The sequence below is a fragment of the Arsukibacterium sp. UBA5043 genome, assembly GCA_002415085.1.
Taxonomy (GTDB): Bacteria; Pseudomonadota; Gammaproteobacteria; order Enterobacterales; family Alteromonadaceae; genus Alishewanella.
The window spans coordinates 211,564-237,489 of record DIBV01000017.1 but is presented as its reverse complement, the minus strand read 5'-3'; the positions used below and the strand labels follow the sequence as shown (position 1 = coordinate 237,489).

Annotated in this window: 23 protein-coding genes; 7 read left to right on the top strand and 16 right to left on the bottom strand. The window is 48.4% G+C overall.

From position 1 onward, the window contains the following. Positions 1-358: 358 nt before the first annotated feature. Positions 359-946, bottom strand: coding sequence for an arylesterase (locus B2Q61_RS15015; protein ID WP_290617210.1), 588 nt, complete (start codon positions 944-946; stop codon positions 359-361). Between B2Q61_RS15015 and B2Q61_RS15010 the strand changes: the two genes are divergently transcribed. Together B2Q61_RS15010 and B2Q61_RS15005 are read left to right on the top strand one after the other, a co-directional pair. Then, on the top strand, positions 945-1,661 hold the full coding sequence (locus B2Q61_RS15010) for an ABC transporter ATP-binding protein (protein ID WP_290617208.1): 717 nt from the start codon (positions 945-947) through the stop codon (positions 1,659-1,661). The two genes, B2Q61_RS15015 and B2Q61_RS15010, sit on opposite strands and share 2 nt — an antisense overlap. Continuing rightward, complete coding sequence (locus B2Q61_RS15005) at positions 1,651-4,137, top strand: ABC transporter permease (protein WP_290617206.1); 2,487 nt, start codon at positions 1,651-1,653, stop codon at positions 4,135-4,137. The genes B2Q61_RS15010 and B2Q61_RS15005 overlap by 11 nt, the downstream gene beginning before the upstream one ends. A 15-nt stretch (positions 4,138-4,152) precedes the next feature. Here the strand turns inward: B2Q61_RS15005 and B2Q61_RS15000 are convergent, their stop codons facing one another. The 5 genes from B2Q61_RS15000 to B2Q61_RS14980 form a co-directional block, all read right to left on the bottom strand. Next, entirely contained in the window at positions 4,153-5,043 is an 891-nt protein-coding gene (locus B2Q61_RS15000) for a TIGR01777 family oxidoreductase (protein WP_290617204.1), read from the bottom strand. 59 nt (positions 5,044-5,102) lie between these two features. Next, positions 5,103-5,465, bottom strand: coding sequence for a dihydroneopterin triphosphate 2'-epimerase (gene folX / locus B2Q61_RS14995; protein WP_046556111.1), 363 nt, complete (start codon positions 5,463-5,465; stop codon positions 5,103-5,105). A gap of 90 nt (positions 5,466-5,555) precedes the next feature. Continuing rightward, positions 5,556-6,881, bottom strand: a complete 1,326-nt coding sequence (locus tag B2Q61_RS14990; protein WP_290617202.1) for an ATP-binding protein — start codon at positions 6,879-6,881, stop codon at positions 5,556-5,558. A gap of 2 nt (positions 6,882-6,883) precedes the next feature. Next, positions 6,884-7,561, bottom strand: a complete 678-nt coding sequence (locus B2Q61_RS14985) for a response regulator transcription factor (protein ID WP_290617200.1) — start codon at positions 7,559-7,561, stop codon at positions 6,884-6,886. Further along, entirely contained in the window at positions 7,561-7,818 is a 258-nt protein-coding gene (locus B2Q61_RS14980; RefSeq protein ID WP_290617197.1) for a PepSY domain-containing protein, read from the bottom strand. The genes B2Q61_RS14985 and B2Q61_RS14980 overlap by 1 nt, the downstream gene beginning before the upstream one ends. Positions 7,819-8,158: 340 nt before the next feature. On the opposite strand from B2Q61_RS14980, the gene B2Q61_RS14975 reads away from it, so the two are divergent. Beyond that, entirely contained in the window at positions 8,159-8,470 is a 312-nt protein-coding gene (locus B2Q61_RS14975; protein ID WP_290617195.1) for a ComEA family DNA-binding protein, read from the top strand. A gap of 35 nt (positions 8,471-8,505) precedes the next feature. Here the strand turns inward: B2Q61_RS14975 and B2Q61_RS14970 are convergent, their stop codons facing one another. The 8 genes from B2Q61_RS14970 to B2Q61_RS14935 form a co-directional block, all read right to left on the bottom strand. Next, positions 8,506-9,726 (bottom strand): EAL and HDOD domain-containing protein, encoded by a 1,221-nt coding sequence (locus B2Q61_RS14970; RefSeq protein ID WP_290617193.1) that lies wholly within the window; start codon positions 9,724-9,726, stop codon positions 8,506-8,508. Positions 9,727-9,819: 93 nt separating this feature from the next. Beyond that, positions 9,820-11,316: a sodium/proline symporter PutP gene (gene putP, locus B2Q61_RS14965; protein ID WP_290617191.1), complete on the bottom strand. Its 1,497-nt coding sequence runs from the start codon at positions 11,314-11,316 to the stop codon at positions 9,820-9,822. A gap of 128 nt (positions 11,317-11,444) precedes the next feature. After that, entirely contained in the window at positions 11,445-13,157 is a 1,713-nt protein-coding gene (locus tag B2Q61_RS14960; protein ID WP_290617189.1) for a BatD family protein, read from the bottom strand. Next, positions 13,151-15,016, bottom strand: coding sequence for a VWA domain-containing protein (locus B2Q61_RS14955; RefSeq protein ID WP_290617187.1), 1,866 nt, complete (start codon positions 15,014-15,016; stop codon positions 13,151-13,153). The genes B2Q61_RS14960 and B2Q61_RS14955 overlap by 7 nt, the downstream gene beginning before the upstream one ends. Further along, positions 15,000-15,989 (bottom strand): vWA domain-containing protein, encoded by a 990-nt coding sequence (locus tag B2Q61_RS14950; protein ID WP_290617185.1) that lies wholly within the window; start codon positions 15,987-15,989, stop codon positions 15,000-15,002. The genes B2Q61_RS14955 and B2Q61_RS14950 overlap by 17 nt, the downstream gene beginning before the upstream one ends. Continuing rightward, entirely contained in the window at positions 15,982-16,473 is a 492-nt protein-coding gene (locus tag B2Q61_RS14945) for a DUF4381 domain-containing protein (RefSeq protein ID WP_290617183.1), read from the bottom strand. Before B2Q61_RS14945 ends, B2Q61_RS14950 begins: the two co-directional genes overlap by 8 nt. Then, entirely contained in the window at positions 16,463-17,410 is a 948-nt protein-coding gene (locus tag B2Q61_RS14940; RefSeq protein WP_290617181.1) for a DUF58 domain-containing protein, read from the bottom strand. Before B2Q61_RS14940 ends, B2Q61_RS14945 begins: the two co-directional genes overlap by 11 nt. A gap of 8 nt (positions 17,411-17,418) precedes the next feature. Next, positions 17,419-18,372: an AAA family ATPase gene (locus tag B2Q61_RS14935; protein WP_290617179.1), complete on the bottom strand. Its 954-nt coding sequence runs from the start codon at positions 18,370-18,372 to the stop codon at positions 17,419-17,421. Between the two features lie 225 nt (positions 18,373-18,597). Here B2Q61_RS14935 and fadI point away from each other — a divergent pair, with 225 nt between their 5' ends. The 3 genes from fadI to B2Q61_RS14920 all read left to right on the top strand — a co-directional run bounded on the left by fadI (position 18,598) and on the right by B2Q61_RS14920 (position 22,349). Further along, the gene (gene fadI, locus B2Q61_RS14930; protein ID WP_290617177.1) at positions 18,598-19,908 is read left to right on the top strand and encodes an acetyl-CoA C-acyltransferase FadI; all 1,311 of its coding nucleotides are present in this window, start codon (positions 18,598-18,600) and stop codon (positions 19,906-19,908) included. Then, positions 19,908-22,046: a fatty acid oxidation complex subunit alpha FadJ gene (fadJ, locus tag B2Q61_RS14925; RefSeq protein ID WP_290617175.1), complete on the top strand. Its 2,139-nt coding sequence runs from the start codon at positions 19,908-19,910 to the stop codon at positions 22,044-22,046. The genes fadI and fadJ overlap by 1 nt, the downstream gene beginning before the upstream one ends. A 105-nt stretch (positions 22,047-22,151) precedes the next feature. Beyond that, positions 22,152-22,349 carry a hypothetical protein gene (locus B2Q61_RS14920; protein ID WP_290617173.1) on the top strand — a complete coding sequence of 66 codons (198 nt, stop codon included), beginning with the start codon at positions 22,152-22,154 and terminating at the stop codon, positions 22,347-22,349. Here the strand turns inward: B2Q61_RS14920 and hdfR are convergent. Further along, positions 22,346-23,206, bottom strand: coding sequence for an HTH-type transcriptional regulator HdfR (hdfR, locus tag B2Q61_RS14915; RefSeq protein WP_290617171.1), 861 nt, complete (start codon positions 23,204-23,206; stop codon positions 22,346-22,348). The two genes, B2Q61_RS14920 and hdfR, sit on opposite strands and share 4 nt — an antisense overlap. A gap of 129 nt (positions 23,207-23,335) precedes the next feature. Here hdfR and maoP point away from each other — a divergent pair, with 129 nt between their 5' ends. Next, the gene (maoP, locus tag B2Q61_RS14910; protein ID WP_290610809.1) at positions 23,336-23,683 is read left to right on the top strand and encodes a DUF413 domain-containing protein; all 348 of its coding nucleotides are present in this window, start codon (positions 23,336-23,338) and stop codon (positions 23,681-23,683) included. A gap of 43 nt (positions 23,684-23,726) precedes the next feature. Here the strand turns inward: maoP and B2Q61_RS14905 are convergent, their stop codons facing one another. Then, on the bottom strand, positions 23,727-25,922 hold the full coding sequence (locus B2Q61_RS14905) for a putative bifunctional diguanylate cyclase/phosphodiesterase (RefSeq protein WP_290617169.1): 2,196 nt from the start codon (positions 25,920-25,922) through the stop codon (positions 23,727-23,729). Positions 25,923-25,926: the final 4 nt, after the last annotated feature.

Sequence of the window (25,926 nt, the reverse complement as noted above, 5' to 3'; positions counted from 1 at the left end):
TCCCCTAGGGGACGCCATTCTGTTTTCAATGCCAATGATTCCCAACTGACTACTTTTATCGCCGTGATGGCGGTGTCAGGACACCGCGCTAAACACTTTGGCACGGCGGTAACAGGGGTTCGAATCCCCTAGGGGACGCCATTCTGTTTTCAATGCCAATGATTCCCAACTGACTAGCTTTAACGCCGTGATGGCGGTGTCATGACACCGCGCTAAACACTTTGGCACGGCGGTAACAGGGGTTAGAATCCCCTAGGGGACGCCATTCCTGCCAAAGTTGTTTTATTCCTGCTTGAACCACTAATAATTTATGTTTTTATTCGGTATGGTTGCGGTTGCGTAATCAGCTGATCTTATGCTATTTCGATGGCAATTCCTTTAGTAAATCCGCCATAAATTCGCTTATCATCGGCTGTGCTGCTGCATTGGGATGAATACCATCTGCCATTATTAGTTCACTATTGATCGCAATACTATCCATAAAGAATGGCCATAGGGTTATGGCATGTTTTTCTGCAAGCTGCGGGTAAACTACAGTAAATTGTCTGACATAGCGTGGTCCATAGTTAGGTGGGATCCGTATTTGCATTAATACCGGCTGCGCATTATGCTGCTTGACCAGTGTAATGATTTTACTCAGGTTTGCCTGGATGAGCTCTACCGAAAAGCCTCGCAGGCCATCGTTACCACCCAGTTCTATCAGCACAGCATCTGGTTTATGCTCGGCTAACAGTGCTGGCAGTCTTGCCAGCCCCCCTGAGGTGGTTTCACCGCTGATACTGGCGTTAATAAGCTGCCATTCCGTATTTTTTTGGAGTAGCGCCGGCCAACCCTGATGTTGCTGCATACCGTAAGCAGCACTTAAGCTATCACCCAGAATGAGTAACTTGTCAGCATAAGCAAAATGACTGGCTAAACTGATTAACAACAATAAGACGATACGCATGAATAACACACCTGAATTACATATAAAAGCAACAAACCTTGCAAAACGTGTCAAGGTCCCAGAAGGATCACTGACTATCCTGCATGATATTAGTCTGACAATCAATCGGGGCGAAACCGTAGCAATAGTAGGCGCATCAGGTTCAGGCAAGTCGACCTTGCTTAGCTTGCTGGCCGGATTGGATACGCCTAGCTCAGGTGAAATTGACATGGCGGGCCACCCCCTGCATAACATGTCTGAAGATGAACGGGCAGGGGTCAGAGCCAGTGACGTGGGTTTTGTGTTCCAGTCATTTTTGCTATTGCCCAGTCTGACGGCATTAGAGAATGTAACGTTGCCTGCTGAGCTATCTGGTGATCGCAAAGCCCGTGAAAGAGGGCTGGAATTGCTGGAGCAGGTGGGACTGAGTGCCAGGGCAGATTTTTTTCCAGCACAATTGTCCGGTGGTGAACAACAACGGGTTGCTATTGCCCGTGCGTTTATTACCCGACCTGCCATTTTGTTCGCTGATGAGCCATCAGCCAATCTGGATGCGGTAACGGGCAGAATGATTGAAGACTTATTATTCGAGCTGAACAACAGCCAGGGCACGACATTGGTGCTGGTAACCCATAATGCTGAGTTAGCGAAGCGTTGTCAGCGTCAGTATCAAATGCGCTCTGGTCGTTTTGTTGTGCCAGAACCGTCAGCAGAGGATACAGCAAATGTGGGCTAGTATTGCAGGTCGGTTATTCTGGCGTGAGTTAAAACGAGGGGAATTATGGGTTATTGCCTTCGCCCTGTTTCTGGCCGTTGGTTCTGTTGTCAGTTTAAGTGGTATCACTCAAAGCGTGAAAAGTGCATTGCAACAACGTAGCGCCCAGTTTACAGCCGCCGACAGAGTATTAGGGTCAAGTCAGCCGTTTAACGAAAACTTTTTTGCTGTGGCCAGCCAGCTTAATGTGGCCACAGCCCGCCAAATGCAATTTGACTCCATGTTGTTTGCCGGCGAGCAAATGCAGCTTGCCACCATTAAAGCTGTCAACGATGCTTATCCCCTGCGGGGAGAGTTGCTATTACACCGCTCGGCAAGTATTACCTCGGGCCCGACTGCGCAGTTGGTGCCCGGTGAAGTATGGTTTGAAACCCGGTTGCTGGATTTATTACAAGTTAAGCCCGGTGATACGATCGAACTTGGCGAATCCCGGCTGGTAGTCGGCGGGGTGATTGCCAACGAACCCGATGCGCCGCTGAGTGTGTTTGGTGGTTCACCAAGGGTGATAATGCACCTGGCTGATGTGCCGGCCAGCAATATTGTGCAGCCGGGCAGCCGGATTAGCTACCGGTATTTGTTCGCTGGCAGTACTGGCGCTTTAGATGAACTGGCAGCGCAACTGCAACCCATGCTCAGTGTTCATCAGCGCTGGCGTAACCTGGATCGTGAATCTGCTATCGGCAGCGCTCTGGAGCGTGCTGAGCGCTTTTTATTGCTTGCGGGTCTGTTGGGTATCGTATTAGCCGCTTGTGCCGCCGCTGTGGCAGCCAGCCGCTACAGTCAGCGTCATACTCAGGCCGTCGCCATTATAAAAGCTCTGGGTGCTACCACGGCAAGAGCCAGACTGCTCTACGGCAGCCATTTATTTTTGGTGGTACTGTTTAGTCTGGTGCTGGGCTTGTTAGGTGGTCAGTTAGCAATTTTTGCTGCCGAGCTTGGTATTAGCCAGTACATCAGTGATTATCGGACAGAGTTCAGTGTCAGACCACTGCTACTGGGCACCCTGACATGCATTATCTGCGCCCTGCTGTTTGCGGCCCGACCTTTATGGCAGCTGGCGAAAACACCAGCCATTGAAGTATTAAAGCAACCTGCTGTGGCAATGGTTCTGGACAAATGGCAACTGCTGTTTGGTGCAGCTGCTATCTGGGGCTTAATGTGGCTGTTTAGTGGCGAGTTATTGATTAGCGTCGGCTTATTTTTACTTTGCGCATTATTTGCTGGTATTTTACTGGGCTTTGCCGCGGTGATGGTGAAGTTGGCACGACCGGTGGCAGCAGGGCAGAGCAGTGCCGGACGCCTGGCTTTAGCAAATTTACGCCGCAGATTGTGGCCGAACAGTTTTCAGCTCATCACCTTTAGCCTGGCAATTTTTCTGACGTTATTGCTGTATTTTTTAAGGGCAGAACTGATAGGCCAGTGGCAACAGCAAATTCCTGAGGGCGCTCCTAACCATTTCTTAGTTAATGTCAGTGCACAGCAGCGAACTCAGGTTACGGCGTTTACTGAAACAAATAATTTGCAGGCAGAACCCTTTTATCCAGTGGTACGGGGCCGGTTGATTACCGTGAATGATGAAAAATTGCAGCAGGAAGCGTCAAAAGAAGATCGGAGCGAACAGCGGGTTGGAGTAGGCCGCGAGTTAAACCTCACCTGGCTGGCTGACATACCAGCCAATAATAAAATTATTGAAGGACAGTGGTTTACTGACAATACTGCGGCGGAAGTCTCAGTAGAGCAGGAAATAGCAGAGCGCTTACAATTATCGCTTGGCGATACGCTGGACTTTTCCGTTGGCGGACAGCAGGTCTCGGCAACGGTAACCAGTATCCGCCAGGTTGACTGGAATAGCCTGCAACCAAACTTCTATATGATATTGAGCCCTGACGTGCTGGCTACTTTTCCGGCAACGTATATTACTGCTTTTTATCTGGAGCAGGGCAGCGGCAAACTGATAAACCAGTTAGCCCGGCAAATGCCCACGGTTACGGTTATTAGTGTCGATGCTATCATAACTCAGGTTAACGATATTATTGCTCAGGTGACGATTGCCCTGAGCTTTATTCTGGTAATTATTGCGCTAGCGGCCGCTCTGGTGCTGGTCGCTCAGGTTCAGGCTACCCTGGAACAACGAGAGCAGGAACTGGCAATTTTACGGACGCTGGGTGCCAAATATGTCTTTTTACGCAATGCACTGTTACTTGAGTTTGCATTTCTGGGCGCCCTGGCAGGATTGTTTGCCACGGTGCTGGCCGAATTGCTGTTGATGACACTGCAGCAACGGGTGTTTGACATGCCGTTTCAGTTTCATTTTGCGTTGTGGTGGATGGGACCGGCTATTGGCGTAGTGTCGGTAAGCTTGCTTGGTTGGTGGCAGCTGCGGCGGTTACTGCAGATCCCTGGCGCAGTGCTCATCAGACGCGTTATTCAAAGCTAACCCGCGTGTAACCGGTTAAATGTCTAAGTCTGCCAGCGCTGCTGGCAGCTTAGGATACTGAAATTTAAAACCTGCATCCAGGGCTTGTTGCGGTACGACGCGTTGTCCGAACAACAGAATATCTGCCATTTCACCAAACATCAGCCGCAATATAAAAGCCGGCATCGTGAGTTTCGCCGGTCGGTTTAACCGTTCTGCCAATGCCTGACTGAATTGCTTGTTGGTAACGGCTTTGGGGGCGACCGCATTGAACGGCCCCTGCAGAGTAGGAGAGTGCAATAGAAAGTCTATCAACTTTACGATGTCATCAATGTGGATCCAAGACATGTATTGTTGGCCGCTGCCCAGTGGGCCGCCCAGGCCAAACCGAAACGCCGGCAGCATTTTTTTCAGTGCACCACCCTGATCAGATAACACGATACCTGTGCGCAGCAGACACACCCGGGTTTTCTCGCTGGCTGCCTGGAGGGCGATATTTTCCCAGCGGGCACAGATGTCGTGGCTAAACTCCGGATAAAAAGCGCTGTGTTCCTCACAGATAAATTCACTACCCTGGCGGCCATAATAGCCGACAGCTGAGCCATTAATCAGGCATGAAGGCGGTGTTGATGCCGCCAGAATGCATTCGGTAAGCTGCTCGGTAAGGTGCCAGCGGCTCTGGCAAATACGGTGCTTCTGTTTTTCTGTCCATCTTTTGTCAGCTATAGGTTCCCCAGCCAGATTAACGATTGCATCTAGCTGGTTAAAGTCGATGTCTTTCAGGCTATTTACATAATTAATGGCTGAAGTTTGTTGCAAACGGGCAACAGGTTGGCGGGTTAACACTGTTATCTGATGTTGATCACGCCAGTATTTAAGCAATGCAGAACCTATTAAGCCTGTTCCACCAGTAACTAAAATACGCATGAAATGCTCCTGTCCGTTTGCCCGTTGCCGCTAAGTATAGCGGACTATGGTCTGTTTGATTATTTGTTTACCGACAGGGTAAGTGACACAGAGTCAGCAAATCGTAACGCATGGGGCTTATCGATTTCTACTTCAGCGAAGCGCACTGCCGGATGGGCACTGGCAAGCGCTAACACATCTGCCGTTAACTTTTCTAGCAGACTAAAGCGATTCATCTCAACCAGCTCAATAATTTGCTTGGTAATCGTACGATAATTAAGGGCGTTATTCATGTCATCGCTGTTGGCGGCATTGTTAGCGCTGTACTGGATCCTGGCGTTAATGATGACGTCCTGTTTATTATTAATTTCGTCGTCTTTGATGCCGATGAAAGTTCGTAAACGCAGGTTTTTAATTTTAATTGTTGCCGGGTTAAGTTCCATAAAAGCTGTTCCTCAGAATATTTTTAAAGCTTACGGTAGGAAATAGCGGGGCGATCAGTGATTATTCAGCTTAAACCCTTGCCATGATGGTTATTCTGGAAAAATAAGTTCAAAACGGGCGCCACCCAATGGGCTGTCGGTAATTTGCATGCCGCCGGAATAAGAAGAGACTAATTCGGCGACAATAGAAAGTCCAACACCATGCCCATCTTTATAGGTATCAAGTCGGGTGCCACGTGCAAACAGTTTTTTCCTGGCTTCTTTGGCAATTCCCGGACCATCGTCTTCAACAATTAAATTGAGTGGATTCTGAATAACCGTCAGTTTTACCTGGCGTTGACAGGCTTTACAGGCGTTATCCAGTAAATTGCCCAGAATTTCCATTAAGTCCGTTTCATCGCCGCGGAATGTTGCATTATCGGCACATTCAATTTGAATATGTAAATCTTTATCCCGGTAAATTTTTTGCAAAGCATTACACAGTTTGTCTACATGAGGCAGGATATCAAATTGCTTTTTCCAGATATCCTGACCAGAGCTACTGGCTCGCTTCAGTTGATGTTCGATCATGGCACTGATCCGGTCAAGTTGCTCTTTTAACTCCGGTTGCTCACTTAGCACTGAGGTTTTAAGCACGGCTACCGGGGTTTTTAATGCATGGGCCAGATCACTGAGGTGGTTGCGATACCGCTGTTTTTGCCGGTTTTGATTCGCCAGCAGCAAGTTTAAGTCTTCTTTAATATTGGTTAGCTCTACCGGGTACTGACCATTCAGATGATCCTGCTCGCCGCCCTCTAATTTACGAATCTCCTGATCTAGCTTACTCAGTGGCTTAGTTGTCCAGTAATACGCCAGGATACTTAATATTACCAGTGCAGCACCGATCCAGATAAACCAGCTGAGTAACGTATTGCGAAAGCTGAGGTAAGGCGCGCGCAACATGGCATCAGTTTGCACAATATGTATCGCTAGCGGTCGGGTTTGTTCTCCCGAATCAAACAGCAACGCAATACTTAACAGCCAGTATTCCTGATTAGCGCTGGTATACGAATAAAATGAATGCTCACCCGGCACCAGATTAGTATCCGGCGGGGTAAAATTCTGGCTTAATGACGAATCTGATTGCCAAACTATTTGATCGGTATTGGTGTGGTCAACACTGGTAACATAAGCACTTAAACCAGAGTCGGGCCGGAAGAAGTCTGGTGATAAGGTGTTATTACTCAGTTCAATTTTGCCATCGATAATTTTCAAATCAGAGAGCATGGCATACATATGCACTTCAAGCTTTTGCTCGGCGCTGGTCAGAAGTTGGGTAAAAAACGCCTGATCAATCGCAATAAAAGAGCTCGGCAATAGCAGTAGCAACAATACAATGCTAACCAAGCCCTGGCGTAGCTTGAGTGACAGTGTCATGTTTAACTGATAGTCAGGTTAAAACGATAACCACGACCGCGTAATGTCTCTATCGGCTTTAACTCGCCGTCAGGGTCGAGCTTTTTGCGCAGTCTGAGTACAAAAACTTCAATAACATTACTATCTAAATCAAAATCCTGATCATAGATATGCTCGGTTAATTCTGTTTTAGAAATAACTTTGCTCGGGTTGAGCATAAAGTACTCCAGAACTTTATACTCGTAGGCTGTCAGGCTAACTTCGTCTTCACGTAGCCATACCTGTTGAGTTCGGCTATTAAGAGACACCGGGCCAGCACTGAGTGTCGGATCCGGTTGGCCGGCAGCCCGGCGGATTAAAGCATTGCAACGCGCCAGTAATTCTTCGCCATGAAATGGTTTGGTTAAATAATCATCGGCGCCTGCGTCAAGACCTTCTACTTTTTCCTGCCAGCTACCCCGGGCCGTAAGAATAATAATAGGTGTCTTAATTTCCTGTTGCCGTGCCTTACGAATTAGGCTCAAACCATCCATTTTAGGCAAACCGAGATCAATAACTGCTAAATCGTAAGGGTACTCAGCCAGTTTAAACCAGCCATCGTCACCATCCTGTGCAATATCGACACTGAATTGCTGTTGTACCAGCTGATGTTTTATCTGCTCAGCTAATAACGTTTCATCTTCAACCACTAATACCCGCATTATTTATCGTCCCTTTCAACCCGGCCGGTACGATTATCGACCAGTACGGTAATTACTCTGCCATCAGCCTGAATTAAGCGCACCCTGTAGTGGCGGCTTTCGGTTTGTACTTTTAACACTTTGCCGGGAAAACGTTGTTGAGCAAGGTTTGCCGCTTGCTCTTTTGTAACCTGAGGTTGTTGTTTACCAAGTGCCATGGCATCAGGTGCCATTGTTGCCACCGACAGCATGATCAGCAACAGCAGGGAACGAAGCATACGATTCTCCACATTTGGTTTAAGTTCTATGTTACCTAACTATATTGGACGCAACAATAAACTTTGTATTTCAATATAGTGCTAGCCTATGCCGAACAGCATTAATTGTCGCTGAATAGAGACAGTATTGTTATTGAAATATTTTTAAAATAAAAGTTAATTAAAAATTGCAAAAGTTAAAATATAATCCTAATTTATAACTTGATTGGTATAAAAATGTTGCTTCCCTGGGTTTTGTGCCAGGCCACTGTTTACAGAACCAATCTAAACAGTTGTAGTGGCTTACACTTTTGCCAATTGCTTTGCAGGGACGCGGTTAAAAACTGGAAAGGAATATTCAATGAAAAATGTAATGATTGCATTGTTGTTAACCGGATTGACACTGACAGCAAACCAGACGCTGGCGGCAAAGCCCGGCGCCACTCTGGATAAACATGCTGCCATCGCAGCACAGCAGCAGAAGTTAAATCTTAATAAAGCCACTATTGAGCAGCTGGAAGCAGTTCCCGGCATTGGTAAATCTAAGGCTCAGGCAATTCTGGCTTACATTCAGGAAAAAGGCCCGATAACGAGCCAGAAACAGTTAACCGAGGTAAAAGGCATTGGTGATAAACTGGCCGCTAAAGTGGCTCAGTATGTTAGCTTTGAATAGTTAACAGCTTATCACCTGGTGCCAGAGCCTTAGTGTTAATCTGCTAAGGCTTTCATTTGTTCGTTCGCCCACTGTACTGCAGTGTGGTAGGCGTCAGGTACTTTATCGGTGGCAATACCCAGTTGATTGATTGCCTGATTCGCCTGCTGCCACTGGGCTGCTTCATAGTGCTTTATCAGGGTTAAGTATTCGGCCAGTATTCCGCTGTTTTCAACCAGTGCATCTTTAATTTCTTTAGCCAGAGGCAGCTTTTCCATTACGCTGGCGATAGGTTCATCTAAAATTGCATCCATTAATGACATCAGGCCGGTTAAAAACGCTTTGCCGGTGTCTACCTTACCATCAATAGCGGCTAAGCCTTCGGCAAAGCGGGCCCGGGTCATCGACATCCTCATTAGCTCCGCAGGCTTGTCACTGCTAATTTGTGCGGTAAACAGTAACGACAGGAATTTTTTGAGTTCGCTCTGGCCCAGCACAACCAAAGCCTGTTTTATAGTTTCAATTTCCGCCCGGCGTTTAAAAATTGCAGAGTTGCTGTAGCGCAATAATTTGTATGACAAACTGACGTCACGTTGGAAAATTTCAGTAATTTTTGCCAGGTTAAGTTCTGCTTTGGACGTTTCGTATAGCAGTTCTGCCAGAGTCATTTGTGCCGGAGACAGGGCTTTGGTTTGCATCATCTCTGGTTGTGAGAAAAAGAACCCCTGAAAGTAGCAGAAACCCATATCCAGCGCCTGCTGAAATTCCTCATTTGTTTCGACTTTTTCTGCCAGTAGTTTTATATGAGGAAAATCGACGATGGCTTGTTGCACACTTTTTATGGTTTCGATATCAGTGCTACGAAAATCAATCTTAATAATATCGATAAAAGGATAAAAGTGGCGCCATACCGGCTGATGAATATAGTCATCCAATGCCAGAGTGTAACCTTGCTCTTTTAATTGCTTACATTCTGCCAACAGTCGTTTTCCAGGCTGAACCGTCTCGAGTATTTCCACCACGACCTGCTCTTTGGGTAGCATACTGGGGTATTTTTTAATCAGGGTCTCGAGGGTGAAATTAATAAAGCCCGGTTTGTCGCCAAGAAAATCATCTAAACCAAAACTAAACTGGCTACCTTCAATCATTCGTGAGGTGGCTTCATCACCATCAATTTCAGGAAAAACATTACTCAGGCCGTCACGAAATAACAATTCATAGGCGTACAGGGCTTTATTTCGGTCAAGAATAGGTTGGCGCGCAGCATAAAAATACATATTGCAGGTATCTCAAATGGTTTCTTAATTTTAATTTAGCAAATTTCCCCCACAACGCGTTAGTACTTTATTGCGTTGTGGGGTACTGGTCTGCTATCTCTGATCAGCCAACTGTTGTTGCATTTTTTTAAACATGGTCAATACGCTTGGCGCCGGGGCCTGGCTGAACTTACTGACGATAATAATTGCCAGTGTGCTGAGAATAAAACCTGGTACGATTTCATACAGCGTGCTGCTTAAGCTCTCGCCGTTGATGGTGATTGGGGCATAAATCCAGATTAATACCGTCAAAGCACCTACCACAATACCACTTAGTGCACCGGCGAATGTCATTCTTTGCCAGTACAGGCTAAGTATAATCAGTGGTCCGAAGGCTGCACCAAACCCTGCCCAGGCATTACTGACCAGTTGCAGCACTGAACTGTCCCGGTCATAGGCCAGCGCTATGGCTACTAACGCCACGGCCAGCACTGAGATTCGACCTACTAGTACCAGCTCTCGCTGCGTCGCATCTCGTTTAACAAAGGTTTTGTAAAAATCTTCAGTCAGTGAACTGGAGGTGACTAACAGCTGTGAAGAAATAGTACTCATAATGGCGGCTAAAATAGCGGCCAGTAAAAAACCTGCGATAAAAGGGTGAAACAAAAACTGCGAGAATACTATAAAAATAGTTTCAGGATCGCTGAGTGTCATCTGGGTTTTTGCGACATAGGCAATACCAACGAAACCTGTCATTAATGCGCCTACAATGGTGACCAGCATCCAGCTCATGCCAATGCGGCGGGCAGCTTTAATATCTTTAACGGAGCGAATTGCCATAAAGCGGACAATGATATGAGGCTGACCAAAATAACCCAGCCCCCAGGATAATGCAGAAATAATAGCGATGAGTGATGACGCGCCGACCCAGTTAATTAATTGGGGATTGATACTTTCTGCAACTAGTTTAACCTCGCTAAAACCACCCAGATGATCAAGTGCTACCACCGGAACCAACACCAGCGATACAAACATGATGCAGCCCTGGACAAAGTCAGTCATGCTTACCGCCATAAAACCGCCAATCAGGGTATAAACAACAACGACACCGGCTGTAACGTATAAACCAAGCTCGTAGCTGAGGTTAAACGAACTTTCAAATAGTTTGCCGCCGCCTACTACCCCGGATGAGGTGTAAAGCGTAAAGAAAATCACGATAACGACAGATGAAACCACCCGAAGTAAGCGGGTTTTATCTTCAAAACGTTTTTCAAAGTAGTCAGGAATAGTAATCGCATCATGGGCCACTTCGGTGTAAACCCTTAATCTTGGCGCAACGACGAGGTAGTTGATGTAAGCGCCAATAAGTAAGCCAACTGCGATCCAGGCACTGCTCAGACCGGTAAGATACATTGCACCGGGCAATCCCATTAACATCCAGCCACTCATATCTGAGGCACCGGCTGACAGTGCGGTAACGCCTGGGCCAAGTTTCCGGCCACCCAACATATAGCCCGAGACATCTTCATCAGTATTACGATAGGCGTATAAACCAATCCCTATCATGGCAGCAAAATAGATACCTAACGCAAAAATAGTTGCAGTTTCCAAAGCATAGACTCCTTATTATTTGTTTTTATGCTAACAAGATGAACCCAGGCTTACCAGCGCTTTATACCAAACAAGGCAACGCCGGCATTTGCCGGCGCTGTTTTACAAGTGGTTTAGCGGGATCATACTCATTTTTGCTCAGGGTAGAGCGGGGGCAATAACGTTTTAGTGGCTGTTTTTGCTTCGTCATGCTGATAATCTGACCAGGCTTGCCATAACAGTTCACCATGCCAGTTTACTGCGCTATCGCCATAAAGCGCTGCATTTAACTGCTCTACTTGTTCTTTAAACATGCCGGGCCTGATATGTTCACCCAGTGCACTCAATGACCCTGTGGCTAGGATGTTCTGATGGCGGGCCCATAGCAGAAGTTGCTGTTTTGCGGCACCTTTATTGTTCTCTTTGCAGGCGGTTCGTAATGCTTTGCTGTCATAACGTGGCCCTGTGTTACCTGCGCTGGCAGCTGCCTGAGCCTGATAAGCGCGATGTTTTTGCCAAAGCACTCTTTGGTAAATAAACAATAGCAAAGTTAACAACCAGCAAGTGAGCAACAGTGAACTGGTATAGTTCCAGCGCCAGTTGGATACGGCTTGAGGCGGCGTGGCCGACGCGGAGGGCGTCAGGGTGGGTCCTTGGGCCGGTGGGGTGGCATCAGGCTGCGTCGGGTCAGCCTCAACCTGAACGGTCCGGCCCGGTAACACGGTCTGCTCCAGTTGGTCGGTCTGGCTATTCCACCAGCTTACTTTCACCTCTGGTAATTCATATTCTCCAGGACTATTGGCAATAATGGCACTGGTGATCACTTTTTGGGCGACTAACCGGCCGGCACGTTCTGCGCCTTTAACCTGAGGTTGCTCCTGATAAACCCGAAAACCCTCGGGCAGATTTAAGTTAAGTTCCGGTAATTGATTGGCCGCCACATCTACTGCTGACAGCGTAATAATCCGGGTGACCGGCTGACCTTGCACCAACTGGGTTTGTTCCGGTTGCCATTCTTCATTCAGCGTTACCAGTCCTGCTACCAGCCAGTCACCATTGTAACTGGCCGGCTGTGGCTGCACGGTAATGGGCAATGCTTCCGCTTCGCGTACTATGGTGCGACTGCGGGCAAAATAGCTTTGCCGTGCGCTTTCCCGGTCTATCACATCACCAGTGAAAGTGGGGGGGGTAATCGTGAATTCACCACTGCGCTGGGGAGTAATGGCATAGCGCCGGGTAATAGAGCGATAGCGCTCACCGTCAATCAGTTCAGTACCTTCTTTATCCTGACCTACCTGCTGGATCAGAGCGTCATCCAGTTGTGGCTCAGTCAGACTACCCCGCTGAATATCTCCGCTGAAAAAGATGGTAACTTCGTAGTACACCATTTGCTGTACCATCAGCGTGTTACTGCTTAGCTTACTTTGCAGAAAAACGTCACGCAGCTGGCCTGAACCTTGCTGTACTGGTACAACCTCAATCGTCAGCGGGTTACTACTGACATTATCAATAGTAAAGGCAGGGATAGTAAAAGTACCACTGGTTTTAGGCAGCATCGTTACGGTCCAGATTGTGCTGTGACTCGCATCGCCATTAATCACCCGGGTGCTCTGGTTTACCGAGGGAGCCATAACCGTAAAATTGTTATCAAGAACTCTGAAATTGATACTGGTGGCCGGTACTCTGCTGTCTGCGGTTACCTCTAACAATACGCTCTCGCCGAGCATAACCGGGTTTTTGTCTACCCGTGCAGTTAACTCACTAACTGCATACGCAGGCATACTCAGCAATGTACTAAGTAATACTAAGCTTAATAGTACCGCTGGCAGTGCCCAGGACCATAACAGACTACGTATTACCATTCTTGTTCTACTCCTCTGGGGATAGCGAATTGCCGACGTTTCTGATACTCCAGATTCATCCGGTTGCGCAATAACAGCCCCGGATCGTCCTGCACCTTACGCAATAAGTTATCGAGTTGTTGTTGCTCTTCCAGATTGGCATTGGGCCACTTTTCCCGGATAGCTTGTTGTTGTTCGCTGTCAGCAGCATCGCGTGCTTGTTGCGCTACTGCATCCTGCGGACTGGGCATTGGTTCAGATTGTCCGGGTTGTTGTTCTTGCTTTGCCGTTTGCTTAGCCCGATCGCCAGCATCATTTTGCTCTGAATCTTTTTGCTCAGTCTCAGATTGCTCTGGATTATCCTGGCCCTGGTCTTCACTATTACCTTCAGAATTACTCTCCGATCCAGCAGAATTGTCGCGACCGTCTTCAGATTGCTCAGCGTCTTGCTGTTCAGCGTCCTGCTGCTTACCATCCTGTTGCTGCATATTTTGTTGTTGTTTCATTTGCTGTAGCAGCTCAGCATTTTGTTTAGCCTGCTGATGGTCAGGATCAAGTTGTAATGCCTGCTGATAACTGGCCAGCGCCTCGTCATATTTTTGTTGCAAAGCCTGGCTATTGCCGAGATTAGCGAAGCCATCGGCACTGGGTTGTTGCTGAACGGCGTGCTTAAATGCTTGCTCGGCACCGGCGTAATCCTGCAGCCGATAAGCTGCATTACCTTGCCACAGGGGGTCGGTGAATTTCTGCTGCGCCTGTTGATAATCCTGCTGCCGGTAATCAGTGATCGCTTGCTGAGCCTTGGTCTGCCATAAGTCACGCCAGATATCGGAGGCTGCGGCTTCTGCGTTTGGTAAATAACAAAGAGGTAATAACACCAATACCGGGGCCCGTTTGGCCAGATACAATGCCAGGGGTAACAGGAGCCATACCAGATAGACGGCATTGTCCTGCCACAGATCGCCGGCGAATTGCCCGGTACCTTCAGCAAGTCGCTCCGACGGGCTGTTGATCGTCGCTAACAGAGCGGATATATCGCTGTTAGTGCTACCGGCAACGGCAAAATTGCCACGCCCTTTCCGGGCAAGCGCTGCCAGTTGCGACAACGGTACTTTTGGTATAACCACCGCGCCACGGGAGTCTTTAAGCAACTGCCCGTCTTCAAGTTGCACCGGGGCACCCTGTTCGGTTCCAAATGCCAGTACTGACAACCGGTGCGGCCAGTTGTCCAGTCGCTGCATAATTCGCGAATAGTCTGCAGAAACAAAACCATCAGTAAACAGCACTACATCGCCACGACTATGGCCTGCCTGGTGCAACAGGCTATCAGCCAACTCCAGGGCCGCTTCAATATCTGAGCCCTGAACGGGCATTAATTCAGGTTTGAGCTCACTGAGCAGCAGCCGCACATTATTAAAGTCAGGCGTTAGCGGAGAAATAACAAAGGCATCCCCGGCAAAGCTTATCAGGGCCAGTTCGCCTTCGGCCAGATCATCAATAAAGTCCAGTGCTTTAAAGCGTTGCTGGCTGACCCGGTCAGGTGACATATCTGTAGCGCGCATTGACATTGACATATCGACGATCAGAACTGTAGCTTTATTAAGGGTAAAAGCAGGCTGTGGTTGTTGGTGCCAGCTGGGCCCGGCCAGTGCCAGTGTGCTTAGTAACCAACAAATAAACAGTATTGGCAGCGCCAACGGGTTGCGCTTCGTTAACCTGGCGCCACTTAGCATCAGTTGCTGTAAGTGCGGGGCAATAACACGTTGCCAGGCACTGCTTTGCTGCCGGTAGTTTATCAAAAGTAAGCACAGAATGACTGCGGGTAACAGTGCCAGCAGCCACCAGGGACGCAATAAGTGAAAATCAGCGAGCAGGTTCATATAGCCTCCGCCAGTTAATACGCCTGATTGCCAGAATAAAAGACAGCAGTAACGCCAGAGCAAGCGGCCAGTGCAGCAGGCTGCGCTGCGGCCGGTAAGTCAGGTTATCCCGGCTTATCGGCTCCAATTGATCAAGCAACCGATAGATTTGAGCCAGCTCACCAAGACTGCGCGCCCGGAAATACCGGCCACCAGTTTCAGTGGCAAGGTGATTTAATAATTGCTCATCCAAATCCTGCGATGGATTAACGGTGCGCCGGCCAAATACCGTTTGCTGCACCATTTGTTCGGCCCCTACACCAACCGTATAAATTTTGATACCGGCGGCCTTTGCCAATGCCAGGGCTTCCAGCGGTTGAATATTGCCCGCATTATTGGCGCCATCACTTAACAGTACCAGTACTTTATTACTGGTTTCATATTCATTTAAGCGTTTCACGGCCAAGCCAATGGCTTCACCGATGGCGGTGCGCTGGCCTACCAGTTTTAGCTGACTGTCATCTAAAAATGTTTGGACGGTTGCAAGATCATAGGTGAGGGGAGTTTGCTGATAAGCTGCGTCGGCAAATAATATTAAACCCAGACGATCGCCCTTACGTTGCAGGATAAAATCACCTACTACCCTTTTTACTGCTGCTAAACGGTTCATTACCTGGCCATCCAGTACCATATCACTCATATCCATAGAGCCTGATAGATCAATGGCTAACATCAGATCACGGCCTTGCTGGGGCAGGGTAACCGGCTCGCCCAGCCAACGGGGCTGACAGGCAGCTAACACCAGCATCAGCCAGATCAGGGCCTGGGGCAAAGTGGCAAGATGGCGCCTTAATCCAGGTCGGGGTTGCTGCTGAGCGGCAATTCTGGCCAGTGCCGGTAAGGTCAGTGCCCCCTCCCTTTGCTGCTGGCGTTTCTTAAAGAACAACGGCACGATAATCAGTAACATCAGCCAGGGATACGTAAGCTCAAACATCAGCTTGCTCCTCTGAAGATAGAGGCTGTTGGCGGTTAACCAGGCTTGTCGGGTGAAGATTACTCAGCCAGCATTTGGCAAACTGATAAAACTGCTGGCTGTGCTCCGGGTCGGCATCTCCCTGATAAAGCAGTATGCTCAACGCTGGCAGTGGCGTTGCTGGTAGTTGTTGTTGTAAAAAACCTTGCCATTGTAAGGTACTGGCTGTCAGCACGGGATGGGCCGGCGCATAATGCTTAACCACCCGCTTCAGCAGCTGGTTTATTTGATTTGTGGCCGCAGGCTCCAGCTGATTAAGCAGGATTATTGCCTGGCGCTTAGCACCTAAAAAGCGCCAACGCTTATACACCTGCCAGCTACCATAAGCTAACATCCCGACGATAAGGGTAAGTAAAATATAAATTCCAAGCGGGATTTGCCAGGATAACTGGTAGCTGGGTTCAGCAATGTCGACCAACTGCCCACGTAATTGTTTAGCGGCCATAGTGAATTTGCTCCAGCTGACTGATAACAGGTTCGCCCGCACTAATATCCAGCCATTTACAGCCAACTTGCGCCAGCGATGTTGCCAGTTGTTGCCGCCGAAGCTGTTGTTGTTGCTGGTAACGACGTCGTAAGCTGGCGTTTGCCAGTTCAGCGTTTACCACCAGTTGGTTATTACGTACCGCTGCTATGCCACTGGCCGCATGCGGTATTGCCAGTTCGAGCGGGTCGCTGATCTGACAACAGGTTACCTCGTTATGCTGGCTAATTGCCCTGATATGTCGTAGCGCCTGCTCGTCGAGCTGATTAAAATCAGACAGAATATATACCAGACTACCAGGACGGCTCAGCCGCCGTTGCTGCCCGAGTGCCTGCGTTAACGTTAAACCATTGGTGTTGTTTGCGCCGTGATGACATTGTTGCAACGCTTGCAAGTAGCGAAGCACGCCATGACTGCGGCCCTGAGGTTTTAATTCACGGTGTTGCTGGTTGCTGAACACCAGCCCGCCGAGTTTATCGCCATGCTCTTTGACATGCCAGGCAATAACGGCCGCCAGATGAGCCGCCTGTACTGATTTGAATAACAAACTGCTGCCAAAACGCATGCTGTCAGTTAAATCGGTAACGATAAATACCGGCCGCTCTTTCTCTTCCCGGAATAACTTGGTATGCACTTTGCCACTGCGCGCCGTAACCCGCCAGTCGATAGTGCGAACATCATCACCTGGCTGATAATGCCGTACTTCGTCAAACTCCATACCGCGGCCTTTACTACGCGCCAGATAGGTGCCAGCAAGCTTGCTATGGATACTGATCGTGGGTTTCAGGTTCAGTACTTTCGTATGGCGTTGATACCATAATAATTCGGGCAACCCGACCGAGCTGCCGTCAGCATTTAATTGCTTAAGCCATTCGTTGGCTGAAAACGCGGTGTTCATAGGGCTGTTCAGGGTACCGGTACGCAGTTAAGGATTTCAGTCAGCACATCATCGGTCGTTACACCTTCTGCCTCAGCCGTGTAGGTTAAGATCAACCTGTGGCGTAGTGCGTTGTGAAACACCGCCTGAACATCGTCCGGGGTAACAAAATCACGGTCTGCCAGCCAGGCCTTGGCCCTTGCACAGCGCTCCAGCGCAATAGTTGCGCGAGGGCTTGCACCATAACTCACCCAGGATGCCAGTTTAGGACTGTACGCGGCGCCATTGCGGGTGGCCATGATCAATTGCACAATGTACTCTTCCAGACTTTCCGCCAGATGCAGCTTTAAAATGGCCTGACGGGCACTGAAAATATCAGCCTGACTAATAGCGGCAGGTTGGTCCTGAGCGGTATTCAGGGCCTCGTTGCGAGTTAGCCTGAGGATTTCACGCTCGGTTTCAGCATCAGGATAGTCAACTTTAAGATGCAACAGAAAACGGTCAAGCTGGGCTTCCGGTAACGGATAGGTGCCTTCCTGCTCTAACGGGTTTTGAGTAGCCATTACCAGAAATAATTCCGGTAATTTGTAAGTAGTACGGCCAACGGTGATTTGTTTTTCTGCCATCGCTTCGAGCAACGCTGATTGCACTTTTGCCGGAGCCCGGTTAATTTCATCTGCCAGGATAATATGATGAAACAGCGGACCCGATTGAAATTCGAACTGGCCGGTTTCTGGCCGGTAGATATCGGTGCCGGTTAAATCGGCAGGCAGTAAATCCGGGGTAAATTGTACCCGGTGAAACTCTGCCTCTACGCCGTGAGCCAGCGCGTTCACTGCCCGGGTTTTTGCCAGGCCTGGCGGGCCCTCTACCAGTAGATGACCATTGGCCAGTAAGGCAAGTAAAATACCTTCAGTAAGCTCAGGTTGGCCCAATACCTGACTGTCCAGATAGGATTTCAAGGCGGAAAATGCGTTTACCATAGTGATTTAAGTCTTTTGGTTAAAAGTTTCAGTTGTTTTCTGCGCAGTTAGCTATAAAAGAAGCTAGGCTAAGACGTTATAACCTAAATAAGGTTCAGTTTGCATTAAAACAAGTGTTTTAATTCACCGCAACTGTCGTTACAATCAATTTATACTTACAGGTCAGACCTGTTTTTGCGTCGACTATCCCGGACTAACCTATCCGGACTAAATAAGAGGAAAACTATGTCAGCGCCTATTAAACTTCATACCCGCAGTGGTGATCGGATAGCGATCGTCTCAGGGTTGCGTACACCTTTTGCCAAACAAGCGACCGAATTGCACGGTGTATCGGCGCTGGATTTGGCCAAACTGGTGGTTAATGAACTGCTTATTCGCAGTGAACTGGACGCCAGTCTGGTGCAGCAAGTGGTATATGGCCAGGTAGTGCAAATGCCCGAAGCACCTAATATTGCACGGGAAATTGTGCTGGGTACCGGTATGGGGGTGCATACTGATGCGTACAGTGTAACGCGTGCCTGCGCCACCAGTTTTCAATCAGTTGCCAGTGTGGTTGAGTCGATGATGGCCGGAACCCTCGAGATCGCGATTGCCGGGGGGGCCGATTCCAGTTCTGTGCTGCCTATCGGCGTCAGTAAAAAACTGGCCCGCGCGTTGGTTGATATGAACAAAGCGAAAACCTTTGGCCAGAAATTCAGTATTTTACGTCGTCTGGGTTTAAAGGATTTGATGCCGGTACCACCAGCGGTGGCAGAATACAGTACGGGCTTGTCGATGGGTGACACCGCAGAACAAATGGCTAAAACCCATGGTATTAGTCGTGCTGCGCAGGATGAGTTAGCACATCGCTCGCACAGCCTGGCAGCAAAAGCCTGGCAAAATGGTTTAATGGCCAATGAAGTGATGACCGCTCATGTTGAGCCGTATCGCAAATTTCTGGATATAGACAACAATATCCGGATGGACTCTAAGCTGGAATCGTACGCCAAGCTGCGTCCGGTATTTGATCGTAATCACGGCACGGTGACCGCCGCGACTAGTACGCCGCTGACCGATGGTGCCTCAGCAGTATTAATGATGACTGAAAGCCGCGCTAAAGCATTAGGTTACAAACCATTGGGCTTTATTCGCAGCTATGCGTTTACTGCCATTGGCGTACATGAAGATATGCTGATGGGGCCGTCTTACGCGACACCTATTGCGCTGGATCGGGCGGGGATGACCCTGAACGATCTGACATTAATTGAAATGCATGAGGCGTTTGCCGCTCAGGCGCTGGCGAACGTTAAAATGTTTGCCAGTCGCAAATTTGCCGAAGAAAAGCTTGGTCGCAGTGAAGCGATTGGCGAGATTGATATGGACAAATTTAATGTCAATGGTGGCTCACTGGCTTATGGCCATCCGTTTGCCGCTACCGGAACCCGCTTAATAGTGCAGACCTTGAATGAACTACAGCGTCGCGGCGGTGGAGTAGGGCTAACCACAGCGTGTGCAGCGGGTGGTTTAGGTGCTGCGATGATAGTGGAGACTGAATAATGACCAAGAAACAACAAAACAGCTTTAGCCTGGCGCTGCGGGACGATCATGTCGCGGTAATTACCATGGACATTCCTGGCGAGAGCATGAATGTGTTGAAGGCGTCTTTCGCCGATGAGATTGACGCCATTTTAAAAACTCTGCAAAGCGACAGCAGTGTCAAAGGTGTGGTTATCATCAGCGGTAAAAAAGATTCGTTTATTGCCGGCGCCGATATTTCAATGCTGGATAGCTGTGACACTGCAGAGCAGGCCGAAGATATTGCCCGCATGGGCCAGCAAATGTTCGACCGGCTGGAACAGATGAAAATCCCTGTGGTGGCGGCAATTAACGGCCCCTGCCTTGGCGGGGGGCTGGAGCTGGCGATGGCCTGTCATGCCAGAATAGCGACTGATTCAGCAAAAACAGTACTGGGCTTGCCCGAAGTGCAGCTGGGTTTACTGCCAGGTAGCGGTGGTACGCAACGCTTACCGCGCTTGGTTGGGGTGCAAAAAGCGCTGGATATGATGCTGACCGGTAAACAATTGCGGGCAGTTCAGGCTAAAAAAGCCGGGTTAGTTGATGAAGTGGTTCCGGTGAGTATTTTACTGGAGGCGGCCGTAAAGCGTGCGTTGCAGGGTAAAACAAAAAGTGCATCGAAAAGCAAAGGTATGCTGGCAAAACTGCTGGAGAACACCGGCCCGGGGCGCAATATACTGTTTTCACAAGCACTGAAACAAACCTTAAAGAAAACCCAGGGTAATTATCCTGCGCCGGTACGGATCATCGAAGTGGTGCGTAAAGGCCAGGACAACGGCTATGCGGCAGGGCTTTCAGCTGAAGCCAAAGCCTTTGGCCAGTTGTGCATGACTAATGAGTCGGCAGCACTTCGCAGTTTATTTTTTGCTACCACCCAGATGAAAAAAGAGACCGGGGCCGGTAATACCCAGCCGCAGAAAGTCCACAAAGCCGCTGTGCTTGGTGGTGGTTTGATGGGCGGCGGTATTGCTAACGTCAGTAGCACCAAAGCGGGTGTACCGGTACGAATTAAAGATATTAATGAGCAAGGCATTAGTAATGCCCTTAAATACAGTTATGATTTACTGCAAAAGAAATTTAAACGTCGTTTTATCAGTAAAGCAGAAATGCAAAAGCAATTACTATTATTGACGGGCAGCACAGATTACAGTGGTTTTCATGATGTAGACTTAGTGATTGAAGCGGTATTTGAAGATCTGGATTTAAAACAAAAAATGGTTGCAGATATTGAACAACACTGTGCCGAGCATACCATTTTTGCCAGTAATACCAGCTCGCTGCCTATTGCTCAGATTGCGGCGAAAGCAACACGGCCAGAGAACGTGATTGGTTTGCATTATTTCTCGCCTGTTGACAAGATGCCATTGGTTGAGGTTATCGCCCACGCCAAAACATCTGATCAGACGATTGCCACAACGGTTGCATTCGCTCGCAAGCAGGGCAAAACACCCATTGTGGTAAAAGACGGGGCCGGATTTTATGTTAATCGTATTTTGGCGTTGTATATGAACGAAGCCGCTAATTTGCTGTTAGCCGGCGAGCCGGTAGAGAAAATAGACAAGGCACTGGTGAAATTCGGTTTTCCGGTTGGGCCTATGACACTGCTAGATGAAGTGGGTATTGATGTGGGCGCGAAAATCTCACCGATCCTGACTGAGCAATTAGGCGAGCGCTTTGCCCCTCCTGCTGCTTTTGACAAGTTGCTGGCAGATGGCCGTAAAGGTAAAAAATCTACGAAGGGTTTTTATCAGTACGGTAAAAATGAGAAAAAAGGTGCCAAAACGGTCGACAGCAGCGTCTATAATGTACTGGGCATTACACCGGCTGGCACCCTTAGCAGTGATGCCATTGCCAGGCGTTGCACTGTGCAAATGCTTAATGAAGCCGTGCGCTGCCTTGATGAGGGCGTAATTGCCTCGGCACGGGACGGTGATATTGGTGCGATTTTTGGCATAGGTTTTCCGCCGTTTTTAGGTGGGCCATTCCGCTATATCGATACCTTAGGAGTGACGAACCTGATTGCCAGCCTGCGCCAGTTTGAAGCCGAGCATGGCGAACGTTTTGCACCTTGTTCCCGCCTGCTGGCCATGGCAGAGCAGGGCAGCCGCTTTTATCCGTAGTCGTTGCAAAAATTCAACTAAAGCTTAACAGTCAACCACAGTAGCAGCCGGTATAATATCGGCTGTTACTGTGGATTTTGGTAAGCTATTTTTGGAGAGTGGTAGGTGTTATTAGTACCTGTAGTGTGGTTAATGGTGGCCGTTGGGGTTTATGTTGCGGCGCTGCGTAGTGGCATGCAGGCGTTACAATGGGCGGTGGCGGCCCTGTTTACCGGACCTTTTTTACTACCTTTGTTTAACAGCCATAAGCGGTTGCTGCTATGTAAAATGCGTGGCAGAAACAGCAGTTTATTCCGTCCCTAAGCCGCGGTGCTGCTGATGTGCCGACGCAATTGCTGAATGATGTCTTGCAGCAACTGTTCGTTGGTTGCCTGATGCAACGTTGCGGCAAATAACTCTCTACTCATCCGTGGTGCATTGTCTACCGTTCTGAGGCTATTATTGTGTAATAATGGCTGCACCATCACCAGTGGCAGATAAGCTGTTGCAGCGCTATGCAGCAGCATTGACAACGCAATTTTCGCACTGCCGGTTCTCAGCATTGGCGGTGGCAGATCAGCGAAATGCTTGGCATGCTGAATATCAAATGACGTCCCCCAGTCCATTAGAATATAATGATGAGCCATAGCAGTGTCACAATCCTTGTGCTGAGTACTGGTCACAGCAATCAGTTCAATGTCATCAAGCTTTTCAACCTGGATCTCGTCGACTTTGGGTGGGTCAAAAACAACGGCCAGGTCCAGATTCCGCTCCAGCAATAAGCGGCCTATTTGCTCTGTACCCAGTGATTCTGCGCGCCAGGCAAGCTGCGGATAATGTTGCTGTACCCCTATAAAGCCCGGCAGCAGAAAGCTGTCCCAAACGTTAGCAGTGGCGGCGATAGAGAGCTGTTGTGCTTGTTTATTGCTTAATGCTACGTCTTGTTTAGCGCGTTGTAATGCGGTTAACATAGCCTGAGCATGGGGCAACAAACGTTCTCCGGCAGCGGTAAGCTGAATGTTATTCCGATAACGACTAAATAAATTAACACCAAGCTGCTGTTCGAGTTGCCTGATCCGAAAACTAACAGCAGACTGGGTCAAATAAAGGTTTTCTGCCGCCTTGCCAAAATGGCGGGTACGCTGCACTTCCAGAAAGGTCTTTAGTAGTTCAGTATCCAAGGTTGAGCCTTAAAATTATTTATCGTGTCAATAAAAAATTTTTGTTTTACGACAGGAATATTGTTAACCATACTCCGCACAGTTTAAACAGGCTGGCTTTATATTCAACGACATTAGAGGAAAAAAGTGATGCAGCAAAGTTTTGTCGCTACTCGTCGCTTTTTCGATGACCGCAATTTCCCTCGTGGTTTTACGCGGTCCGGGCGCTTTACTCTGGCAGAAGGTAATTTGCTGGAAAAACATGGTTTCGCGATGCAACAGCTGGAGCAGGGTGCACGTGAACCGGTAAACGAGGAAGAGCAACGCTTTATTCTGGTTTGCCGGGGCGAAGCAGAAGCGAGCTCCGCCTATGAAAAAACCTGGATTAAATACAAGCAACGCCTGAACGAAAAGCGAAAATTTCATACTGTGTTCGGTAAGAAACGTATTGCAGATGGCGCGGACGATTTTTCGTACGTAGAAACAGACTCCGATTAAAGCCCTGCGGGGCTTTTTTTATCGCTGTGATGCAAGGCTGCGATTAACCTGGAATAGCTGACAGCCGGGGCCGTTGTTTTTGCGTCAGTAAAAACGCGGCAAAGTCTTCGGCTGAAAGCGGTTTACTGTAATAAAATCCCTGAATTGTCTCACAACGTAATTTCCGGAGCATATCCAATTGATCCTGGGTTTCAACACCCTCTGCAACCACATTTAAACTTAAATTGTGGGCAATGGTCACGATGGTATCTACCATATTCCTGCCTCTGGCATTGTCCATATCATCGATAAAAGCTTTATCAATTTTCAGGGTATTTAAGGGGAATTGTTTCAGGTAGGCCAGTGACGAGTAGCCGGTACCAAAGTCATCCATCGCCAGGTGGATACCGCGAGCCCGGAGTTTCTTCATCATGTCGATCGCCAGCTTAGGCGATTGCATTACCGTGCCTTCTGTTATTTCAAGTTCCAGATGATATGAAGGTAGCTCACATTGCTCCAATACATCGTCGATTTGCTGGCACAGATTTGGCAGCATAAATTGCTTGGCAGACAAGTTAACCGCAACACGACCCTGAAATAAGCCAAGTGACAGCCACTTTTTAACATCGGCACAGGCTTTTCGCAGCACCACTGCGCCGATTTCGACAATTTGTCCGGTTTCCTCGGCTACCGGAATAAAGCTGGCAGGGCTTACCAGTCCGCCTTTGGGAGTGATAAACCGCACCAACGCTTCCATACCGACGACGTTACCGGTCAGAATGTCCATTTTAGGTTGATAAAACACCGTGAAATAATCTTCTTTTAAACCGTAGCGAATTAAATTTTCGACCTGCAACCGTTTTACTGCTTGCTTGTTCATGCTGTCATTAAAAAACAAGTAGCGGTTGGCGCCGTCGTTTTTGGCATGGTACATGGCCGTGTCGGCATTGCGAAGCAAAGCCTGAGGGTCGTTGCCGTCATCCGGAAACAACACAATGCCAATACTGCTGGTAACAGCAAGTTCATGCTGACTGATAAAAAATGGCCGGTTAATTTGTTCGAGCAATCCTTTGGCCATAGAGGTTATAGAATGAATATCATTGGTGTTATTGAGCATTACGGCAAATTCGTCGCCGCCAAGGCGGTATAATTTGTTCTGGTATCGCGGGTCACCATGCAGTCTTTGTGCAAGCTTACACAGCAGGGTATCGCCCAGTTCATGGCCCAGCGAGTCATTAATTTTCTTAAAATTATCTAAATCGAATACCAGTAACGCATGAACCGCATCGACTGTCACCAAACTGGCCAGTTTAGTCATGAAAACGGCCCGGTTCGGCAAACCGGTCAGGGTGTCGTTGTTCGCCAGCCGGTTCAGTTCTGCATCACGCAATTTCCGGTCGGTAATATCTGATAATACCCCAACATATTGTTGCGGGTTGTCTTCCTCATCTCTAATGACATCAAATGCCAACTCTGCCTGATATATTTCGCCATTTTCTTTTTGTTCGCGGATTTCACCGCTCCAACGGCCATGTTTTGCCAGTTGTAGCTGAATATCTTGCATAAAACGACTTGGATACAACGACAGTTCAAAGCGGCTGTTAATGACTTCGGCACGATTTTTACCGGTAATGCTGCTAAATGCTGGATTAACTTCGATAATATTGAAATGGGTATCACAAACTAACACTGCATCTGAAATATTTTCAAGACAGCGGGCGAATAACTGCATTCTGCCTTCCGCTTCTTTCAATTGGTGGATGTTTTTAAGGGTGCCGGTCATCCGGCTTGGACTGCCGTTAGTGGCGTATGCGACCACCTTTCCACGATCCAGTACCCAAATGTATATCCCTTCAGCGGTGCGCAGTCGATAGGTCGCTTCAAAAAAGGCACTGCCACCATTGAGGTGGTCGTTAAGCAAATTGATTACTCTGTCTAAATCCTGAGGATGGATCTGCAGTTTGTTTGGCGGAAAGTCGTGCGTTTCAGGTTTCAGTTCGACCGGTTTTAACCAGGAGCTGGAGCGATATAATTGGCCGGTATGAATTCGCCAGTCCCAGAGCTCGTCACCGCTGCCCCATAATGACAGGCGCAATCGCTCTTCACTCTTTGCCAGTCGTTTGTGGTAGCGCCGCATTTTAACGATACTGGCATGCGCCAGCAGCAAAGCAGCACAGGCAAAAAATAATACCGCTGAAAACAAATAAGGCTGCACGCTGTCCCAGCTAAAGGCATAAAGCCAGGTAGGATGAACAGCCAACAGT

Bases quoted from the DNA above. Each gene is read 5' to 3' on its own strand.
- B2Q61_RS15015 (WP_290617210.1), bottom strand. From the start codon at position 946: ATGCGTATCGTCTTATTGTTGTTAATCAGTTTAGCCAGTCATTTTGCT.
- B2Q61_RS14955 (WP_290617187.1), bottom strand. From the start codon at position 15,016: ATGAACCTGCTCGCTGATTTTCACTTATTGCGTCCCTGGTGGCTGCTG.
- B2Q61_RS14945 (WP_290617183.1), bottom strand. From the start codon at position 16,473: ATGGCCGCTAAACAATTACGTGGGCAGTTGGTCGACATTGCTGAACCC.
- folX (WP_046556111.1), bottom strand. From the start codon at position 5,465: ATGGAACTTAACCCGGCAACAATTAAAATTAAAAACCTGCGTTTACGA.
- B2Q61_RS14980 (WP_290617197.1), bottom strand. From the start codon at position 7,818: ATGCTTCGTTCCCTGCTGTTGCTGATCATGCTGTCGGTGGCAACAATG.
- B2Q61_RS15000 (WP_290617204.1), bottom strand. From the start codon at position 5,043: ATGCGTATTTTAGTTACTGGTGGAACAGGCTTAATAGGTTCTGCATTG.
- B2Q61_RS15010 (WP_290617208.1), top strand. From the start codon at position 945: ATGAATAACACACCTGAATTACATATAAAAGCAACAAACCTTGCAAAA.
- B2Q61_RS14975 (WP_290617195.1), top strand. From the start codon at position 8,159: ATGAAAAATGTAATGATTGCATTGTTGTTAACCGGATTGACACTGACA.
- B2Q61_RS14940 (WP_290617181.1), bottom strand. From the start codon at position 17,410: ATGAACACCGCGTTTTCAGCCAACGAATGGCTTAAGCAATTAAATGCT.
- B2Q61_RS14990 (WP_290617202.1), bottom strand. From the start codon at position 6,881: ATGACACTGTCACTCAAGCTACGCCAGGGCTTGGTTAGCATTGTATTG.
- B2Q61_RS14985 (WP_290617200.1), bottom strand. From the start codon at position 7,561: ATGCGGGTATTAGTGGTTGAAGATGAAACGTTATTAGCTGAGCAGATA.
- fadJ (WP_290617175.1), top strand. From the start codon at position 19,908: ATGACCAAGAAACAACAAAACAGCTTTAGCCTGGCGCTGCGGGACGAT.
- fadI (WP_290617177.1), top strand. From the start codon at position 18,598: ATGTCAGCGCCTATTAAACTTCATACCCGCAGTGGTGATCGGATAGCG.
- B2Q61_RS14960 (WP_290617189.1), bottom strand. From the start codon at position 13,157: ATGGTAATACGTAGTCTGTTATGGTCCTGGGCACTGCCAGCGGTACTA.
- B2Q61_RS14970 (WP_290617193.1), bottom strand. From the start codon at position 9,726: ATGTATTTTTATGCTGCGCGCCAACCTATTCTTGACCGAAATAAAGCC.
- B2Q61_RS15005 (WP_290617206.1), top strand. From the start codon at position 1,651: ATGTGGGCTAGTATTGCAGGTCGGTTATTCTGGCGTGAGTTAAAACGA.
- maoP (WP_290610809.1), top strand. From the start codon at position 23,336: ATGCAGCAAAGTTTTGTCGCTACTCGTCGCTTTTTCGATGACCGCAAT.
- B2Q61_RS14950 (WP_290617185.1), bottom strand. From the start codon at position 15,989: ATGTTTGAGCTTACGTATCCCTGGCTGATGTTACTGATTATCGTGCCG.
- B2Q61_RS14935 (WP_290617179.1), bottom strand. From the start codon at position 18,372: ATGGTAAACGCATTTTCCGCCTTGAAATCCTATCTGGACAGTCAGGTA.